This is a genomic window from Rhodopseudomonas parapalustris (assembly GCF_053772255.1).
Genome location: NZ_JAMKBZ010000031.1, coordinates 1 through 16290, shown reverse-complemented (window position 1 = coordinate 16290; position 16290 = coordinate 1). Strand labels below are relative to the sequence as shown.

The 16290-nt window shown below is 65.4% G+C and carries 15 protein-coding genes and 1 tRNA gene; 6 read left to right on the top strand and 10 right to left on the bottom strand.

Annotation, left to right across the window (positions count from 1 at the left end; translation table 11 throughout):
* Window positions 1-16 precede the first annotated feature (16 nt).
* The 5 genes from M9H71_RS21025 to M9H71_RS21005 form a co-directional block, all read right to left on the bottom strand.
* Window positions 17-988 (bottom strand): ABC transporter permease, encoded by a 972-nt coding sequence (locus tag M9H71_RS21025; protein WP_164604911.1) that lies wholly within the window; start codon window positions 986-988, stop codon window positions 17-19.
* Window positions 989-1194: 206 nt separating this feature from the next.
* Window positions 1195-1494, bottom strand: coding sequence for a hypothetical protein (locus M9H71_RS21020; RefSeq protein ID WP_455406860.1), 300 nt, complete (start codon window positions 1492-1494; stop codon window positions 1195-1197).
* A gap of 35 nt (window positions 1495-1529) precedes the next feature.
* Entirely contained in the window at window positions 1530-1829 is a 300-nt protein-coding gene (locus tag M9H71_RS21015; protein ID WP_455406859.1) for an acylphosphatase, read from the bottom strand.
* Window positions 1829-2695 carry an isocitrate lyase/PEP mutase family protein gene (locus M9H71_RS21010; RefSeq protein ID WP_455406858.1) on the bottom strand — a complete coding sequence of 289 codons (867 nt, stop codon included), beginning with the start codon at window positions 2693-2695 and terminating at the stop codon, window positions 1829-1831. The genes M9H71_RS21015 and M9H71_RS21010 overlap by 1 nt, the downstream gene beginning before the upstream one ends.
* A gap of 7 nt (window positions 2696-2702) precedes the next feature.
* Window positions 2703-4718 carry an acetyl-CoA carboxylase biotin carboxylase subunit gene (locus M9H71_RS21005; protein WP_455406857.1) on the bottom strand — a complete coding sequence of 672 codons (2016 nt, stop codon included), beginning with the start codon at window positions 4716-4718 and terminating at the stop codon, window positions 2703-2705.
* Window positions 4719-4871: 153 nt separating this feature from the next.
* Here M9H71_RS21005 and M9H71_RS21000 point away from each other — a divergent pair, with 153 nt between their 5' ends.
* A complete protein-coding gene (locus M9H71_RS21000) occupies window positions 4872-6722 on the top strand; it encodes an alkaline phosphatase family protein (protein ID WP_455406856.1) in 1851 nt (616 codons plus the stop codon).
* Window positions 6723-6759: 37 nt separating this feature from the next.
* Here the strand turns inward: M9H71_RS21000 and M9H71_RS20995 are convergent, their stop codons facing one another.
* The gene (locus M9H71_RS20995; protein ID WP_455406855.1) at window positions 6760-7335 is read right to left on the bottom strand and encodes a hypothetical protein; all 576 of its coding nucleotides are present in this window, start codon (window positions 7333-7335) and stop codon (window positions 6760-6762) included.
* Window positions 7336-7624: 289 nt separating this feature from the next.
* Window positions 7625-8023: a DUF2177 family protein gene (locus tag M9H71_RS20990; protein ID WP_455406895.1), complete on the bottom strand. Its 399-nt coding sequence runs from the start codon at window positions 8021-8023 to the stop codon at window positions 7625-7627.
* Between the two features lie 118 nt (window positions 8024-8141).
* Here M9H71_RS20990 and M9H71_RS20985 point away from each other — a divergent pair, with 118 nt between their 5' ends.
* Window positions 8142-9590 carry a cryptochrome/photolyase family protein gene (locus M9H71_RS20985; RefSeq protein WP_455406854.1) on the top strand — a complete coding sequence of 483 codons (1449 nt, stop codon included), beginning with the start codon at window positions 8142-8144 and terminating at the stop codon, window positions 9588-9590.
* Window positions 9591-9668: 78 nt separating this feature from the next.
* Window positions 9669-10007, top strand: coding sequence for a histone (locus M9H71_RS20980; RefSeq protein WP_455406853.1), 339 nt, complete (start codon window positions 9669-9671; stop codon window positions 10005-10007).
* 88 nt (window positions 10008-10095) lie between these two features.
* Here the strand turns inward: M9H71_RS20980 and M9H71_RS20975 are convergent, their stop codons facing one another.
* A complete protein-coding gene (locus M9H71_RS20975) occupies window positions 10096-10971 on the bottom strand; it encodes a DMT family transporter (RefSeq protein ID WP_455406852.1) in 876 nt (291 codons plus the stop codon).
* A gap of 156 nt (window positions 10972-11127) precedes the next feature.
* Here M9H71_RS20975 and M9H71_RS20970 point away from each other — a divergent pair, with 156 nt between their 5' ends.
* Window positions 11128-12036 (top strand): PhzF family phenazine biosynthesis protein, encoded by a 909-nt coding sequence (locus tag M9H71_RS20970; RefSeq protein WP_455406851.1) that lies wholly within the window; start codon window positions 11128-11130, stop codon window positions 12034-12036.
* Window positions 12037-12075: 39 nt separating this feature from the next.
* Here the strand turns inward: M9H71_RS20970 and M9H71_RS20965 are convergent, their stop codons facing one another.
* A complete protein-coding gene (locus M9H71_RS20965; protein WP_455406850.1) occupies window positions 12076-12522 on the bottom strand; it encodes a hypothetical protein in 447 nt (148 codons plus the stop codon).
* A 194-nt stretch (window positions 12523-12716) separates the two neighbouring features.
* Here M9H71_RS20965 and M9H71_RS20960 point away from each other — a divergent pair.
* Together M9H71_RS20960 and M9H71_RS20955 are read left to right on the top strand one after the other, a co-directional pair.
* Window positions 12717-12793: transfer RNA gene (locus M9H71_RS20960), tRNA-Arg, on the top strand.
* Between the two features lie 178 nt (window positions 12794-12971).
* Window positions 12972-13322 (top strand): GrlR family regulatory protein, encoded by a 351-nt coding sequence (locus tag M9H71_RS20955; RefSeq protein WP_455406849.1) that lies wholly within the window; start codon window positions 12972-12974, stop codon window positions 13320-13322.
* 46 nt (window positions 13323-13368) lie between these two features.
* On the opposite strand, the gene M9H71_RS20950 is transcribed toward M9H71_RS20955, so the two are convergent.
* Window positions 13369-16071 carry a PAS domain S-box protein gene (locus tag M9H71_RS20950; protein WP_455406848.1) on the bottom strand — a complete coding sequence of 901 codons (2703 nt, stop codon included), beginning with the start codon at window positions 16069-16071 and terminating at the stop codon, window positions 13369-13371.
* Window positions 16072-16290 lie beyond the last annotated feature (219 nt).

The window sequence follows — 16290 nt, the reverse complement described above, 5'->3', positions numbered from 1 at the left end:
GGCCTTTTTGGATTCGTCAGATGTCGCCCTGCTGGGCGGTCTCCTCGTTGCGCGGATTGACGAAGGAGTCGGCGATCACCGCGATCAGCAGCACGACTCCCTTCACCAGATTCTGCCCCGAATAGGAGACGTCCATGATCGTCATGCCGTTGAGCATGGTGCCGATCAGCAGCGTGCCGATCACCACATTGAGCACGCCGCCGCGGCCACCCGACAGACCGATGCCGCCGAGCACCACGACGAGAATGACGTCGTAGATCATCGTCGAGTTGAAGATGCGGGTCGGCATGCTGTTGACCGACGACGCCATCACCAGGCCGGCGAAGCAGCCGATCAGCGCCGCCAACACATATTGCAGCACGATGATCGGGCGGGTCGGAATGCCGGTGACGCGCGCGGTGTTGGGATTGTCGCCGACCGCATAAATGTAGGCGCCGGGTCGCGTGCTGCGCAGCAGGAAGGCGACCAACAGACAGGCGAGCGCGAACACGATGATCGGGAGCGGTACGCCGAGCAACCGTCCCTGCCCAAGCCACTCGAAGCCCTGCATGCCAGGGCTCCACTGCACCACATCGAGACTGAACAGCGCCGCCTGGCCGAAGCCGGCGAGAAACAATCCGCTCGCGAGCGTGGTGAACAGCGCCGGCACTTCGGCGTAAGCGATCAGCCAGCCGTTGAACACGCCGAATGCCACCGCCAGCAACAGCGCCACCGAGAGCGCTGCAGGCAGTGAACTGCCGTCCTGCACCATCTGCAGCACCAGCCCCGGCGGCACCGCGAGCACGGCAATGAGTGAGATGTCGATGCCGCGACCGATCACCACGATCGCCATCGCGAGGCCGAGAATGCCGAGAACGGACACGTTCTGCAGCAGCGTCAGCATATTCGCGGTGGTGAAGAAGCCCGGCAGAAACACGACGAAAGCGACAAACATGACGGCAAAGATGCCGAGCACGATGCCCTGCTGACTAACCCGACTGAGCGCCATCCCTAGCCTTACGTCTTTTTAGTTACGCGATCCTCCCCCGTCCTTTTACTAATTGCAAGACGAAATCCGGTGCACGAACAGCCAGCGCGTTTGTGCACCGCATCCACAACCGCCCGCTGACACAAACTAATCATTGCGCGACGATTTCCCGGACGGCAATCGGAGGTTGGCGACGTGCGCGGCGATGCGGAAATCAGTCATGCCGATCAAGGCATCCATGACGCTGCGGCTCCGGCCGCAATCACCATCACCAAATCGCCCGCCATTGCCAGGAGGCGTAGTCGACGAAGCAATCCAGCGCAGCGCACGACGCTGGATTGCTTCGCTTCGCTGGCAATGACGGAGAAGCGGAAGCTTCTCAAAAACAGATACTTGCAATACCGGCCGTCATGGCCGGACTTGCCCGGCCATCCACGCCTTTTCCGCGTTGCCGCCAGCACGGCGTGGATGCCCGGCACAAGGCCGGGCATGACGAGGAGAGGCATAACCGACAAAAAAGCTGACAACTCGACGCCGAGCCTGCGAGGCAGCAGCGGCGGAACTACACGGTCGGCAAAATCGAAAATCGTTCACCGGCTGCCCGCTGCGCCAACAGCGCGGCGCCCGCCTCTTCCACGACCACCGCGTCGACGCGCGCGGCCGAGGGGCCGCGGTGGCAGGCGGCGATCATGTCGGTGACCACAGTGTCGTCACCTGCGAACAGCGCTTCGACGCTGCCGTCGCGGCGGTTGCAGACCCAGCCTTCGAGCCCTTTCGTCTGCGCGGCCATCGCCACCCACGCGCGATAGCCGACGCCTTGGACACGGCCGGTGATCGTGACCTGCCGGATGATCTCACTCATCAGCGTTTCACACCGAGGAAGTGTTCGTTCCGATCAGCGACCACGTCGGCGCGCGTGACCTTGTCCATCAGGTCGGCCCCGGCGAGCCCGGTCAGTTGCTTCGGCGTGGCACCATCCTTGATCGCCGACAGCGTTTTGAATACGGCCTCGGTCGCAGCCGCGATCGGCGCATGGCCCTGCACGGCAATGCGGACTCGCCTACCCGCGAGATGATCGAAGTCGCCGAGTTCGGCCGGCGGACTGCCGAGCGCCAGCGGCAGCTTGGTCGCGGCACTGATCGCTTCGAGCTGCGCGCGGGTCTTCACGCCGGTGAAGAACAATGCGTCGACCCCGGCGGCCTCATAGGCCAGCGCGCGTTCGATCGCATCATCGAGCGACGTGATCGAACACGCGCCGGTCCGACCAATAATGACGAGGTTGGGATCACGGCGGGCATCGAGCGCGGCCTTGATCTTGCCGAGCCCCTCTTCGCGCGACACCAGCTGCGGCTTGGCTTCGCCGTAGGCCTGCGGCAGCAGCGTGTCTTCGATGGTGAGACCGGCGGCGCCCGCCGCCTCCAGTTCTTCGACGGTGCGGCGAACGCTGAGGGCATTGCCGTAACCGTGGTCCGCATCGACCACCACCGGTAGCGCCGCAGCGCGGCTCATCCGCCGCACCTGCTCGGCGAGTTCGGTGAGCGTGATCAGCGCGATGTCGGGATCGCCAAGGATCGCCAGTGACGCCACCGAGCCGCCGAACATCCCGAACGGAAAGCCGAGGTCGTCGGCGATCCGGATCGAGATGGCATCGTACACCGACGCCGGGCGCACGCAGGCGGATCCGGTGAGGATCGCCCGCAATGCGCTGCGGCGGTCGCGCCAAGCCACGGCTGTTTTACGCGAACTCGAGGATCATCGCATCGACCGCGAGCGTCGCTCCGGCAGAGGCGTGGATCTTCTTGACGGTGCCATCGCGCTCGGCGCGCAGCACGTTCTGCATCTTCATCGCCTCGACCACCGCCAGCGTCTCACCGGCCTTGACCTCCTGGCCTTCGGTGACGGCAATCGACACGATCAGCCCCGGCATCGGGCACAGCACCTTCTTGCCGGTGTCGGCCTTGTCGACTTCCTTCATCCAGCGCGCCGCGGCGGCTTCGCGTTCGGTGAAGACGTTGACCGACACCTCGTAGCCATGATGCGCCAGCTTGAAGCCATTCGGGATCGGTCGCACCTGCACCGCCACCGGACGGCCGTCGATGGTGCCTTCCCAGACCGGATCGCCCGGCATCCAGGACGACAGCAGCTGATGCGGCTGACCGAGCGAACCGTCTGGGTTGGCGAAACGAACGACGAACGCCTCGCCCTCGCGGATCACGTCGAGCGGCACTTCGCTGCGCTCCAGCCAGACGCAGCGGCGGCGCTCGCGGATCACCGCGCGGCCGATCATCTGACCCGAGATCTTGCGCTTGCGTTCGCCGATCACCCGGTCGATCGCCGCGCCGACCGCCGCGATGCGCCGGGCGACTTCGCCTTCCGGCACCCGCGGGTGGAAGCCCTGCGGAAACTCTTCGGCGATGAAGCCGGTCGACAGGTTGCCCTCGCGCCAGCGCGGATGCGTCATCAGCGCCGACAGGAACGGGATGTTGTGGCGAATGCCGTCGACGTAGAACGCGTCGAGCGCATGGGCCTGCGCCTCGATCGCCGCGGCGCGCGACGGCCCGTGAGTCACCAGCTTGGCGATCATCGGGTCGTAGAACATCGAGATCTCGCCACCCTCCTGCACGCCGGTGTCGTTGCGGACGGTGATGCCGGAAGCAGCGCTTTCGGCCGGCGGACGGTACTTCACGAGGCGGCCGATCGACGGCAGGAAGTTGCGGAACGGATCTTCCGCATAGACGCGTGACTCGACCGCCCAGCCCTTCAGCGTGACGTCCTTCTGCGCCAGCGCCAGCTTCTCGCCGGCCGCCACACGGATCATCTGCTCGACCAGGTCGATGCCGGTGACCATTTCGGTGACCGGATGTTCGACCTGCAGGCGGGTGTTCATCTCGAGGAAGTAGAAGCTCTTGTCCTGGCCGGCGACGAACTCGACGGTGCCGGCCGAGTCGTAATTCACGGCCTTGGCCAGCGCGACCGCCTGCTCGCCCATCTTGCGGCGGGTGACTTCGTCGAGCAGCGGCGACGGCGCCTCTTCGATCACCTTCTGATTGCGGCGCTGGATCGAGCATTCGCGCTCGCCGAGATAGATGACGTTGCCGTGCTTGTCGCCGAGCACCTGGATTTCGATATGGCGCGGATCGACGATGAACTTCTCGATGAAGACGCGGTCGTCACCGAACGACGCCTTGGCCTCGGCCTTGGCGAGGTTGAAGCCTTCGGCGACCTCGGCGGTCGAATGCGCGATGCGCATGCCCTTGCCGCCACCGCCGGCGGAGGCCTTGATCATCACCGGATAGCCGATCTCGTCGGCGATCTTCACCGCATGCTTGTCGTCCTCGATCACACCGAGGAAGCCGGGCACGGTGGAGACCTTGGCCTGCGCGGCGGCCTTCTTGGACTCGATCTTGTCACCCATCGCGGCAATCGCGCCGGGGTTCGGACCAATGAACACGATGCCGGCGTCGGCCAGCGCCTTGGCGAACGCCTCGCGCTCGGACAGGAAGCCGTAGCCGGGATGCACCGCCTCTGCGCCGGTCTTCTTGCAGGCCTCGACGATCTTCTCGATCACCAGATAGCTCTCGGCCGCCGCCGGGGGGCCGATCAGCACCGCCTCGTCGGCCATTTCGACGTGCAGCGCGTCGCGGTCTGCCTCCGAATAGACGGCGACCGTTTCGATACCCATACGACGTGCGGTCTTGATGACCCGGCAGGCGATCTCGCCGCGGTTGGCGATCACAATTCGTTTGAACATGCTCTTTTTCTTGCAACCTTGGGTGGTTCTGCTGTCCCGGGCAGGACGGCGACGGGGCATTGCAGGTGTGCTTGTAACAATTCTGACGCCGGGGAAAACTAGATATTGCGAAGGGGGCCCCGACGTGGACCCCAATCAACCCGGGTCCCTGTCATGCGCCGCACACTCGCTCTGCTGTCTGCGAGCCTTTGCCTACTGTCCGTCTCCACCGCTTTCGCTCAGAACACCCCGCCCCGCAACCTGATTCTGTTCATTCCGGACGGCCTGCGGTCGAAGTCCGTCACCGCCGAAACCGCGCCGGCAATGGCCGCGCTGCGCGATCAGGGCGTCAATTTCAAGAATCCGCACTCGCTGTTTCCGACCTTCACCATGGCGAACGGCTCGGCGATGGCGACGGGCCACTATCTTGGCGACACCGGCACTTTCAGCAACACCATCTACACCGGCTACAATGTGCCACCAGCCGGAAATACGGTGGTGCCGTTCATCGAGAACGACGATGTCCTGGGCGACATCGACAATCATTTCGGCGGCAATTACCTCAACGAGGACAGTCTGCTCAAGCTCGCCCGCGACAAGGGGCTGAGCACCGCCGCGATCGGCAAGGTCGGCCCGACCCTGCTGTTCGACCACACCGACCGCGCCGACAGACCGGGCCCGCATTCGATCCTGATCGACGATGCGACCGGCTCGCCGAAAGGCGTGCCGCTGCCCGACGACTTCAAAGCCGAGCTCGACAAGCTGGGGCTGCCGCTCAAGACGCCCGCTCGCGGCGAAAATGCCAAGGCCGGCGACGCCAAGACCCCCGGCACCCTGGTGGCGAACGTTGCCCAGCAAGCCTACTTCGCGGACGTCGCGACCAAAGCGGTGCTGCCGCTGTTCAAGCAGCGTGGCAAGCCGTTTGTGCTGGTGTTTTGGTCCCGCGATCCGGATGGGAGCCAGCACAATCAAGGCGATAGCCTCAACGAGCTGACACCCGGCATTAACGGACCGACCTCGCTGGCCGGAATTCGCAATGCCGACAACAACCTCGCGCAATTGCGCAAAGCTCTGGATGAGCTTGGACTCTCCGCCTCGACCAACATCATCGTGTCGGCCGACCACGGCTTCTCGACGATCTCCAAGCAAAGCAAGACCAGCCCATCAGCGAAGGCGAGCTATGGCGATGCCCCGGCGGGCTTCCTGCCAATGGGCTTCCTCGCTATCGATCTCGCCAAGGCGCTCAAGCTACCCCTGTTCGATCCCAACAACGGCAATGCGTCGGTCGGCGACAACGCCCACCCCAAGGCCGGCAACGGCGTGCTCGGCAAGGATCCGGCCAAGCCGGATCTGGTGGTGGCGACCAATGGCGGCTCCGACCTGATCTATCTGCCGACCGGCGACAAGAAGCTCGCCGGCCGCACCATCAAGGCCCTGCTCGAGCAGGATTACGTCAGCGGACTGTTCGTCGATGACTCGCTCGGCAGCTTCCCTGGCACGCTGCCGCTGTCGGCACTGAATCTGAAAGGTAAGGCGGCGACGCCGACGCCCGCGATCGTGGTCAACTTCCGGTCCTATGCGTCGGGATGCGCCGAGCCGACGCTGTGTTCGGTGCAGGTCGCCGACACCGTGCTGCGCCAGGGCCAGGGCATGCACGGCTCGTTCAGCCGCGGCGACACCATGAACTTCATGGCCGCCGCCGGCCCCGACTTCAAAACCGGCTTCGCTGATCCATTGCCGGTCAGCAACGCCGATGTCGGGTTCACCGCGGCGAAGCTGATGGGGCTCGATCCGACCACCAAGGGTCAGTTGATCGGCCGCGTGATGACCGAAGCGATGCCGAACGGCACCGAACCAAAGGCCACGCAGGAGACGATCCGCTCCAAATACGCTGCGAATAGTCTGCGCACCGTGCTGGCGACTCAGCGCGTGGGGGATCAGCGCTATTTCGACGTCGCCGGCTTCCCGGGCAGGACGCTCGGGCTCGACGGCGAGACCGCGAAACGAAAAGCGGCGGGGCACTGACCCCGCCGCCGAAAGATCGAGACCCGCTGCGAGCGGATCACACGCCGAGATCGAAGATCCGCGGCACCTGCGTCATCAGCGGCAGCGCGGCGACGCCGACCAGCGTGGCAACCAGTCGCATCAGCGTGTGGTTGCTGCGCCGGGTGCTGCGCATCTGGCGCGAGATCCACTCGAGCACCTCGGTATTGGCACCGACCGCCTGGGCGGGAGCCCACGACTCGATCGCAACGTCAGGCGACAGCGCAACGCTACGGGCGGGAACCTGCAGGCCCGAGGCGGATGCCGCAAGATGGGCGACCGCCTTTGCAAACAGATCATCGAACCGGCCACCATCGACCCGCTCGGCTGCGGCATCGTTGATCTCGAACAGCGCCTCGGCCTCGGCCCGGCTGATCGGTTGGCTGTCGACAGTTGCGTCCGTGAGGATGCGCATGCACCACGCGGTATCGGCGGCGTCGAGGGTGCGGGAGAAATGAACCCGACCTCCGGTGGTCGGGCCTTCGCCGGTGATGATCCCATCCCGAACGATCCCGAGCGCCTGCGCGGCGGTATAACGATTCGAAACCTTGAGAGGGTCGATGCCGATCAGTTCGGCTGTGGCGACGGCAGTCATTGCTTTCACTCGTTTTCTGGCTCTGAGCCAGCATTTCCACGCTGGCGTAAACGCTTGGTTAAGACTTCGCTCCCGCGCCCGAATCGATCGGAATTACCCACGAAGTTTCGGAACAGGGTTGCCGATTTGTCGCAGCAGCGGTCTCGTCGGCTCAATTCGCAGGACGCTCCGGCGGCGATTAGGCGCAGTGGCGGCGAAGTTGAGGCAAAGCGACTTTACCGGGCGGCCATTTGGCCGCACCGGTCGTTCAGCCGCCCTTCATTTCAAGCGTCGAGCCGTCCGCACTCGGTCAGCGCGGCGACCACCAGTCGGCGAGCAGCAGGCCGAGCGTGCCCGACACCGCCGTGACGAACGCCCCCCACGAGATGTCGACCGCAACCACCGGCCAGGTCCAGTGCTTCAGCAGTGCCAGCGAGGTCAGCTCGAAGGTGGCATAGCAGAACAAGCCGAACAGCGCCCCGTACACCAACGAGGATTGCCAGGTCGCCTGCGCCGACCCGTTGACGAAGACTATGATACCCACGACGTAGAGCAGGTAGAAAAGTACAGCCGGCAGCATCCGCACTTCGCCCAGCATCTCACCGACCTGCGACTGGAAGAAGCTTTTGGCGATCGTGCCGAGGAACAAAAAGTCGAGCGGGATCATGACAATGAATGTTGCCAGATAGAGCACACCGTATCGCTTCAAATCGTCCTCCTGAACAAAAGCAAAATCCATCCTGTCAAATACGCGGCGTCTCGTCGATGGTTGCAGACGCGGCGAAAAGTCGGTGCAGGATCGCCGCCCGGATCGAGGATGAGCCAACGTGCTGACCGCTGCCGCCCGCCCTGTCGTCGTCTGGTTTCGTGACGACCTCCGCCTCGCCGATCATCCCGCGCTGCACGCCGCGGCGCAATCCGGCGCGCCGCTGCTGTGCGTCTATGTGCTCGACGACGACAGCGACGGGCTGCGGCCGATCGGAGCGGCGGCGCGGTGGTGGCTGGCGCAGTCGCTTCGCGCGCTGAGCTCCGAGCTGCGCGCGCTCGGCGCGGCGTTGATCTTACGCAGCGGACCGGCGGCTGCGGTGCTCGCCGAGCTGGCTCAACAGAGCGATGCGGCGGCGGTGCATTGGAACGAGATCGAGATCGCCCCGCATCGCGCCGTTGCCGATGCGCTGGCCGACGCACTCACTTTGGCTGGCATCACGTATCACCGCCATCGCGGCGATACGCTGGTGGAGCCGAACGCGATCCGCAGCAAGGACGGCCGCGGCATGCGGGTGTTCACGCCGTTCTGGCGCAGGGTGCTCAGCCTCGGCGATCCACCGCAGCCGCTGCCCCGTCCGAACACCTTGCGGCCAGGACCGCCAGTGCCGAGCGAACAGCTCGCCGACTGGCAGCTCGAGCCGACGACGCCGGACTGGGCCGGCGGCCTGCGCGCCACCTGGACGCCGGGTGAAGCCGCCGCTGAAACGCGATTGTCGGAGTTCCTCGCCAAGCAGCCCGGCTATGCCGAGGGGCGCGACTATCCGGATCGGCACATCACCTCCGGCCTGTCGCCGCATTTGCGCTTCGGCGAAATCAGCCCGCGTCAGGTCTGGTACGCGGCGCGCTTTGCTGCCGCCGAGCGGCCGGCGATCGCGCCCGACATCGACAAATTCCTCAGCGAGCTCGGCTGGCGCGAGTTCTGCCGACACCTGCTGGCCGACCATCCCGACCTCGCCACCCGCAATCTGCAGCCGGCGTTCGATGACTTCCCATGGCATCGCGACGACGCCGCACTGACCGCCTGGCAGCACGGGCGCACCGGCTATCCGATCGTCGATGCCGGAATGCGCGAGCTGTGGCACGCCGGGGTGATGCACAATCGCGTCCGCATGGTGGTCGCCTCGTTCCTGGTCAAACATCTGCTGATCGACTGGCGGCTCGGCGAGCAGTGGTTCTGGGACACGCTGGTCGACGCTGACATCGGCAGCAATCCCGGCAATTGGCAGTGGGTCGCCGGCTGCGGCGCTGATGCGGCACCGTATTTCCGCGTGTTCAATCCGGTCCTGCAGGGCGAGAAGTTCGATGCGGATGCCGCTTACGTCCGGCGCTGGGTGCCCGAGCTGGCCGGACTGCCCGACAACCTGATCCACCAACCTTGGACCGCGACCCCGCTCGAGCTCGCCGCAGCGGGCGTCGAGCTCGGCGGCAACTACCCGCCGCCGATCGTAGACCACAAAGCCGGCCGGGCACGGGCACTTTCGGCCTATGCCGAGCTGCGTCAGCGTTGAACAACTCCGGTTAGCAGCGTTACTAATTTCGCGAATCGGCTATCGTCGGGGTTATCTGCAAACCCGTGGGGGATCAACATGGACGACGACAAGCCGATGATCGAACAGGTGAGCGAGGTGATCGCCGAGGTCACCGATGCCGCCAAGAAAACCGTCAAGAAGGCCCGCAAGGCGGCCAAGAAAGTCGCCAAGAAGGTGACCGCAGAGGCCAAGAAGGTCGCGAAGAAGGCCACCAAGAAGGCCAAGAAAGCGACCAAGAAGGCTCCCAAGAAAGCTGCGAAGAAGGCTGCCAAGAAAGCCAAGACCGCCGCCAAGAAGGCGCCGAAGAAAGCCAAGAAGGCCGCCAAGAAAACCGTGAAGAAGGCCAAGAAGGCGGCGCCGAAGAAGGCGAAGAAAGCCAAGAAATCGAAGCGCTGATCGCGTCATTCGCATCGGCCAGCGAAAGCCTCCGGAGCGTTGCGCCGGAGGCTTTTTGCTGTCCGCTTTGTTCGATCCTAAATCGCCCTCACACCTTGGCGCGGTTGACCAGGAACACTGCCGCCGCGCAGATCGCCATGCCGGCGATCGAGACCGCATCCAGCGTTTCGTCGAACAGCACATAGGCCATCAGGGCGGTGACGCCGGGGACGAGGTAGAACAGGCTGGCGACCGAAGTCGCAGCGGAATGCCGGATCAGCCAGTACAACAGCCCGATCGAGCCGATCGACAGCACCACCACCAGCCATCCCACCGCCAGCACGAACTCCGCGGTCCAGCTCACCACGCGAGTCTCGAACAGCACGGCGCCGACCGCGAACAGCGCGAGCGCGGCGAGGAACTGGATGATGTTCCCGGCGCGCCAGTCGATGCTGCTGCAGAACCGCTTCTGGTACAGCGTCCCGATAGTGATGCCGATCAGCGAACAGGCCGAGGCGAACCAGCCCCAGCCGATGTCGCCGGTCAGGCTGCGGCCGTGCAGGATCAGCAGCGTGCCGCCGAGGCCGAGCCCGAGCCCGAGCCATTGCAGCGGCGCAACGCGCTCGCCGAGCCAGCGGTTGGCCAGCGTCGAGGTCAGGATCGGCTGCAGCCCTGGGATCAGCGCCGACAGGCCTGCCGGCACCGAATGCGCGATCGCGATCGAGGTGCCGCCCAGATACACCCCGTGCACCAACAGCCCGGCGACAATGCTGTGGCCAACGCCGGCGAGGTTCGGCCAGCGCGGCCGGGCGATCGCCGCGATCACGGCCAGCAGGGATACCACCCCGATCATACGGATCGACAGGTAGGTCAGCGGCTCCGCACCGGCCAGCGCGTATTTGGTGCCGACGAAGCCGGTGCTCCACAGCACGACGAACACGGCGGGCGCGGCGCGGCCGGCAAGATGCTCTGCGTTACGGTTCATTGTCTCCCCGGGAGCCCGCTCATATGGTGACGGGCAAGCGCCCGATGGCGCTACGTCCATGCCATGCCGCAAGCGCCGCGACCAGCAGGGATCGTCATCGTCCGACGCATCGCTCTCCTGCCCCGCGCGGCGCGTTCGTCATCTTCGGAGCCGCCAATGCGCCTGCAGTTCGAAACCGTCGACGTGTTCACCTCCGAGCAGTTCAGCGGCAATCCGCTCGCCGTCGTGCTCAACGCCGAGGGGCTGTCGACCGCGCAGATGCAGGCGATCACCGCCGAGTTCAATCTGTCGGAAACGACCTTCGTGCTGCCGCCGCAAGACCCCACACACACCGCGCAGGTGAGGATCTTCACGCCCAATGGCGAGCTGCCGTTCGCGGGTCATCCGAATGTCGGCACCGCGTTCGTGCTGGCCCGTATCGGACAGAGCTACGGCCGCAGCATCGCCGGCGACCATGTGGTGTTCGAAGAGAAGGCCGGTCTTGTGCCGATCGAATTGCTCAAGGACGGCGGAGCGATTACCGGCGCACGCCTGACGTCGCCGCAACGCCTCTCGCTGGCCGACGAGGTCGCGCCCGATGTCGTGGCAACGGCTTGTTCGCTGAGCGCCGACGACATTAAAACGGCCAACCACCGGCCCTGCATCGCGTCCTGCGGCACCGGCTTTATCATCGCGGAGGTGACGACCCGAAGCGCCCTCGCCGCCGCCAGCCCGCGCGCCGAGGTCTTCGGCGACCGCATCGCCGGCTATTCGACGTCGAAGATCCTGCTCTATGTGCAGACCGACGAGGAGACGATCGACATCCGTGCACGGATGTTCGCGCCGCTGAACAAGATCCCCGAGGATCCCGCCACCGGAAGCGCCAACGTCGCGCTGGTCGGCCTGCTGGCAAAGCTGCGCCCGGAAGCCGATCTGACGCTGTCGAAGACCATCCTGCAGGGTGTCGAGATGGACCGGCCCAGCCTGCTGCTCGCCCGAGCCGATAAGCAAGATGGGACTGTCACCAAGACCTCGATCGGCGGACACTGCGTCGCTGTGATGTCGGGGACGATCAGCCTTAAGTGAGGCTCGCGCCGACACGTCCGGTTCAGGCGGCGGGCTCGCTCAATAGTCTTCCGGACACGGATCGACGATCTTCCACAAATCGACGCCGTTCTTGATCTTCTTCATCTCGGTGGTCAGGCCGCCGTGGCGGGCGATCCAATCCTTCACCGGCTGGGGATAATACGACATCAACTCCGAGGTGCCCTCGAGGCTGGTGACCTTGATGCCGAAGGTGAAGGCCTTGTCGTAATAGGCCTGATGGAACCCGACGCTGGCGCGCGGGGTGACACAGATCTTATTGAGCGGGACGATCCCGAACACCAGGGTACAGGCGGAATTGCAGATCCCGTCGATGATCACCCGCTCGTGGCGCTCGCGGATGCGCTGGTACTTGGCCTTGTATTCCTCGACATAGCCGCCGTGATCCCGCCTGATATGGAGATCGGCGCGTGCCGGCGACGCCAGCAACATCAGCGGCAGCAGCAGCGACGAGAACAGCTTACGCATGGTTCGGTCGAAACCCGTGGCGACAAGGGAAGCGGTCCGGCAGCGGCCGGCACCGGCACTTTGGCCGAGTTTGGTTTGCGCGACGTTAATGCGGATATTCCGGCGAAATCATGGGAGCCTTCTCCCCCTTGTAAGCGCCTGCAAAAATAAGGTATTCGAAAGTCCCCCGCCGGGGGCTCGCTCCCCCGGCCCCCGCGCTCGTAGCTCAGCTGGATAGAGCATCGGATTTCGATTCCGAGGGTCGGAGGTTCGAATCCTTCCGAGCGCGCCATCCCCTCTGTCTGACTGACGATGAGGTGACGATCGTTCCCAACGGTCACCACCCCCGCGAGGCCATCACTCCGATAGGTCGCATCTCGTCGCGTTGACGTCGCGTCGGCCGCCTTGGCATAAAAGTACCCGCGCTCGATGCGACAGAGCGATCGGCCGGGGCGCGGCTGGGGGGTGCAATGCGAAACGGGCTTTACTCGATCCACGTTGATTTGCTCGACGGCCGGTCCGGCAAGGGCAGCGGCGTGGCGCTGTTTCGGGACGGCAAGATCCTGGGCGGCGACGCGTATCTGTTCTACGTCGGCACCTATGCGAGCAGCGGCGGCAGCTTCAAAGGCGAGGTCACCGTGAGCCAGCACACCCCGAGCCCGGACGCCAATCCGCTGTTCGGTGGCCAGAAGGAGCCGGTCGGAATCGGCGTCAGCGGCACGTCGGACGGCGACGCCGCGGTGATGACCGGCACCGCGCTGGTCGGTAAATCCAGCCAGCTGTTTCGTGCCACGCTGCGGCGGCTGGCGGACGCAGACTGACGCAAAGATCTGCGCGACGACGCAGCTCTTCTGTGGCCGCCCTCTCCTATGACGCCGATGCGGCCGACAGCTCGGCGCGTTCCTGCGGCGCGGTCCGCGGCAGCGTCATCAGGATGCGGGTGCCGTTACCGGGCTCGGAATCGAGTTCGAGCCGACCGCCGAGCCGGTTGGTGACGATGTTGTAGACGATGTGCAGCCCGAGGCCGGTGCCGCCCTGATCACGCCGGGTGGTGAAGAACGGATCGAAGGCGCGGCGGCGGACGTCGAGGCTCATGCCGCAGCCGTCGTCGGAATACGCCACCACGACGTGATCATTGCCTGCCGCGCGAACCTTGATCTCGACCGTGCCGGCGCGACCGTTCGGAAACGCGTGCGCCACCGAATTCAGAAACAGGTTGGTCAGCACCTGGCCGTAAGGGCCCGGATAGGAGTTCATCATCAGCCCGGGCTGGCACTCGACGTTGAGCGTCAGATTGTGTTTGCGCAGGCCGGGCCGCAAACTCATCACCACCTGCTCGGTGAGATCGCCGAGATCGAACAGGCGCTGATCCGAGTAGTTGCGGTCGGCCGCGACCTGCTTGAACGACTGGATCAGCTCGGCGGCACGGTTGAGATTGGCGACGAGCTGCGACGAGGCATCGCGCGTCGTTTCGATGAATTCGTTGAGACGCGAACGCTTCAGCTCGCCGCGGGCGACCTCGGTGCCGAACACCGCGGCCTTGCGCTCCAGCGCCGACGCCACCGTCAGGCTGATCCCGACCGGATTGTTGACCTCGTGGGCGACGCCGGCGACCAGACGGCCAAGCGCGGCGAGCTTTTCCGCCTCGATCAACGACTGCTGCGTCTCGCGCAGGTTGCGCAGCGCCGCTTCCGCCGCGTCCTTGGCCTGCCGCATCTCGAGTTCGCCGCGTTTGCGTTCGCCGATATCCAGCGCCACCGTGACGATGCGCTCGATCTGGCCGTCGGCGTCCTTGAGCGGCATCTTGTTGACCAGCCACTGCCGCACCGCGCCGGTGGCGTCGCGATACTCCTCCTCGTAGAAGCCGAGCCCCTCGCCGGTTTCCAGCACACGCTTGTCGTTGGCGTCGGTCTTGTGCGATCCGAACCGCGACATCAGCTCGGCGGTGGTGCGGCCGATCGCCTCGCGCGGATCGATGCCGAACACGCCCGCCATGTAGCGGTTCATCAGCACGTAGCGCAGCTCGGTGTCCTTGACGTTGATCACCGCCGGAACGGTGTCGATCACCTGCTGCAGCAGCAGCCGGCTCTCGGCGACCGCCTCCTCGGCGCGCTTCTGATCGGTGATGTCGCGCACCGCGCCTTCGTAACGGATCACATTGCCTTGGTCGTCGCGGGCCGCGCCGGCGCTGTCCGACAGCCACAGCACCTCGCCGCTGCGCTTGCGCGCCTGATACTCGAATTCGCGGACCATGCCGTCGCGCTGCATCAGCTCGCGATATTGCTCACGCTTGTCCGGATCGAGATAGATCGTGGTGGTGACATCGGCGGTGGCGCGGATCAGTTCGGCCGGGCTGTCGTAGCCCATCATCCGTGCCAGTGCCGGATTGGCGTTGAGCAGCGCTCCTTCGGGCGTCGTGACATAGATGCCGTCGATCGAACCTTCGAACAACTTGCGGTAGCTTTCCTCGGCGAGCCGCTGCTCGGCGAGCGCCCGCACCGCTGCCTCCCGGGCGTTGTCGGCTTCGACCAGGGTGCGACGGAACACTTCGGCGGCGCGGGCGATGTCGCCGATCTCGTTCTTGACCTCGGTCGCCGGGATCGCGGTGTATTGCTGACCGGCCGCCAGCGACCGGATTGCCCGAGTGATCGCCGTCAGCGGTCCGACGGTGCGCCGGACCACGAACGCCGCCGCCATCCAGCCGACCAGCACGCCGGCGATGCCGAGCACGATGCTCTGCCATTTGTCCTCGGCGAGCGTGCGGGCGAGATCCCGCGACAGGACCCGGCCGCGCCGCGCGGCAGCGTCGCGAAGCAGCTCCGTCACCTTTCCGATCAGCCGGCCCTCGGTGCCGAGCACGTCGCGGTCGAGATCGGCGATCTCCTGCTCCACCGCAGCGGTCGATGCGATCACTTCAGCGTAGTCGCGAACCGATCTGGCCGCGCCGGCATCGCCGATCGTCAGCGCCCGCATCCGCCGGGCGGCATCGCTGGCGCCCATCAGATCGCGCGCCAGCAAAGCTGCCACGACCTTGGTCTGCGCCGCATGCAGATCGCCGGCGAGCTGGCGGTCGGACAGGCCGGCGACCGCCGCCTCGAAGGCTTCGCGCGACGCCGGGATCTTGGCCACCAGCTCACCACGGCGCTGCATCAGTTCGGTGATACGCTGCAGGCCGTCGCGATAATTGGTCAGGCGCTCGGTGACGCCGTCGAGCATCTCCTGCTGATCCGGCGCCAATTCCAGACGAGTCTTCTTCAGCAGTTCGGTGAGCGCGGACGCGGCGGCGAACACCTTGCCGGCGGGCTGCGCGGCAGGCTCGGTCACCGCCTGGCGGGCGGCGAAGCGCAGATCGCTCATCCGCCGTTCGATCTCCTCGGCGAGATCGCCGACGCTCTGCAGCCGCTGCAACTCGCCGAAGGTACGGTCGATATGCCGGATCGCCACCACACTGCCGATCGAGGTGGCGGCGATGATCGTCAGCAGCAACAGAAAGCTGCCGAACGTCATCTGTCCGATCGAGAGCGTGCGTGTCCTCACGCTCTGGATGAACGATGAAACAGCGTTTGGCATGCGGACGAGACCGGCGCTCCCTGTGCGGGCGAAATCGCCCCACACTTGCGCTGCCGAGAGTACAGCGTCGGTGCGCCGGCAACAATCTCCGACGACGTCCCGGCAGCGCGCGCTGCCGGGACCAGGCGTTCAAGCGGCCCTCTCCCGGCCGAAACCGGGCGGCGCGACCGCGATTTCTTCGGCCGGGTCGCGGCCGCAGTGCCGTGGGTGTAGGCCTGG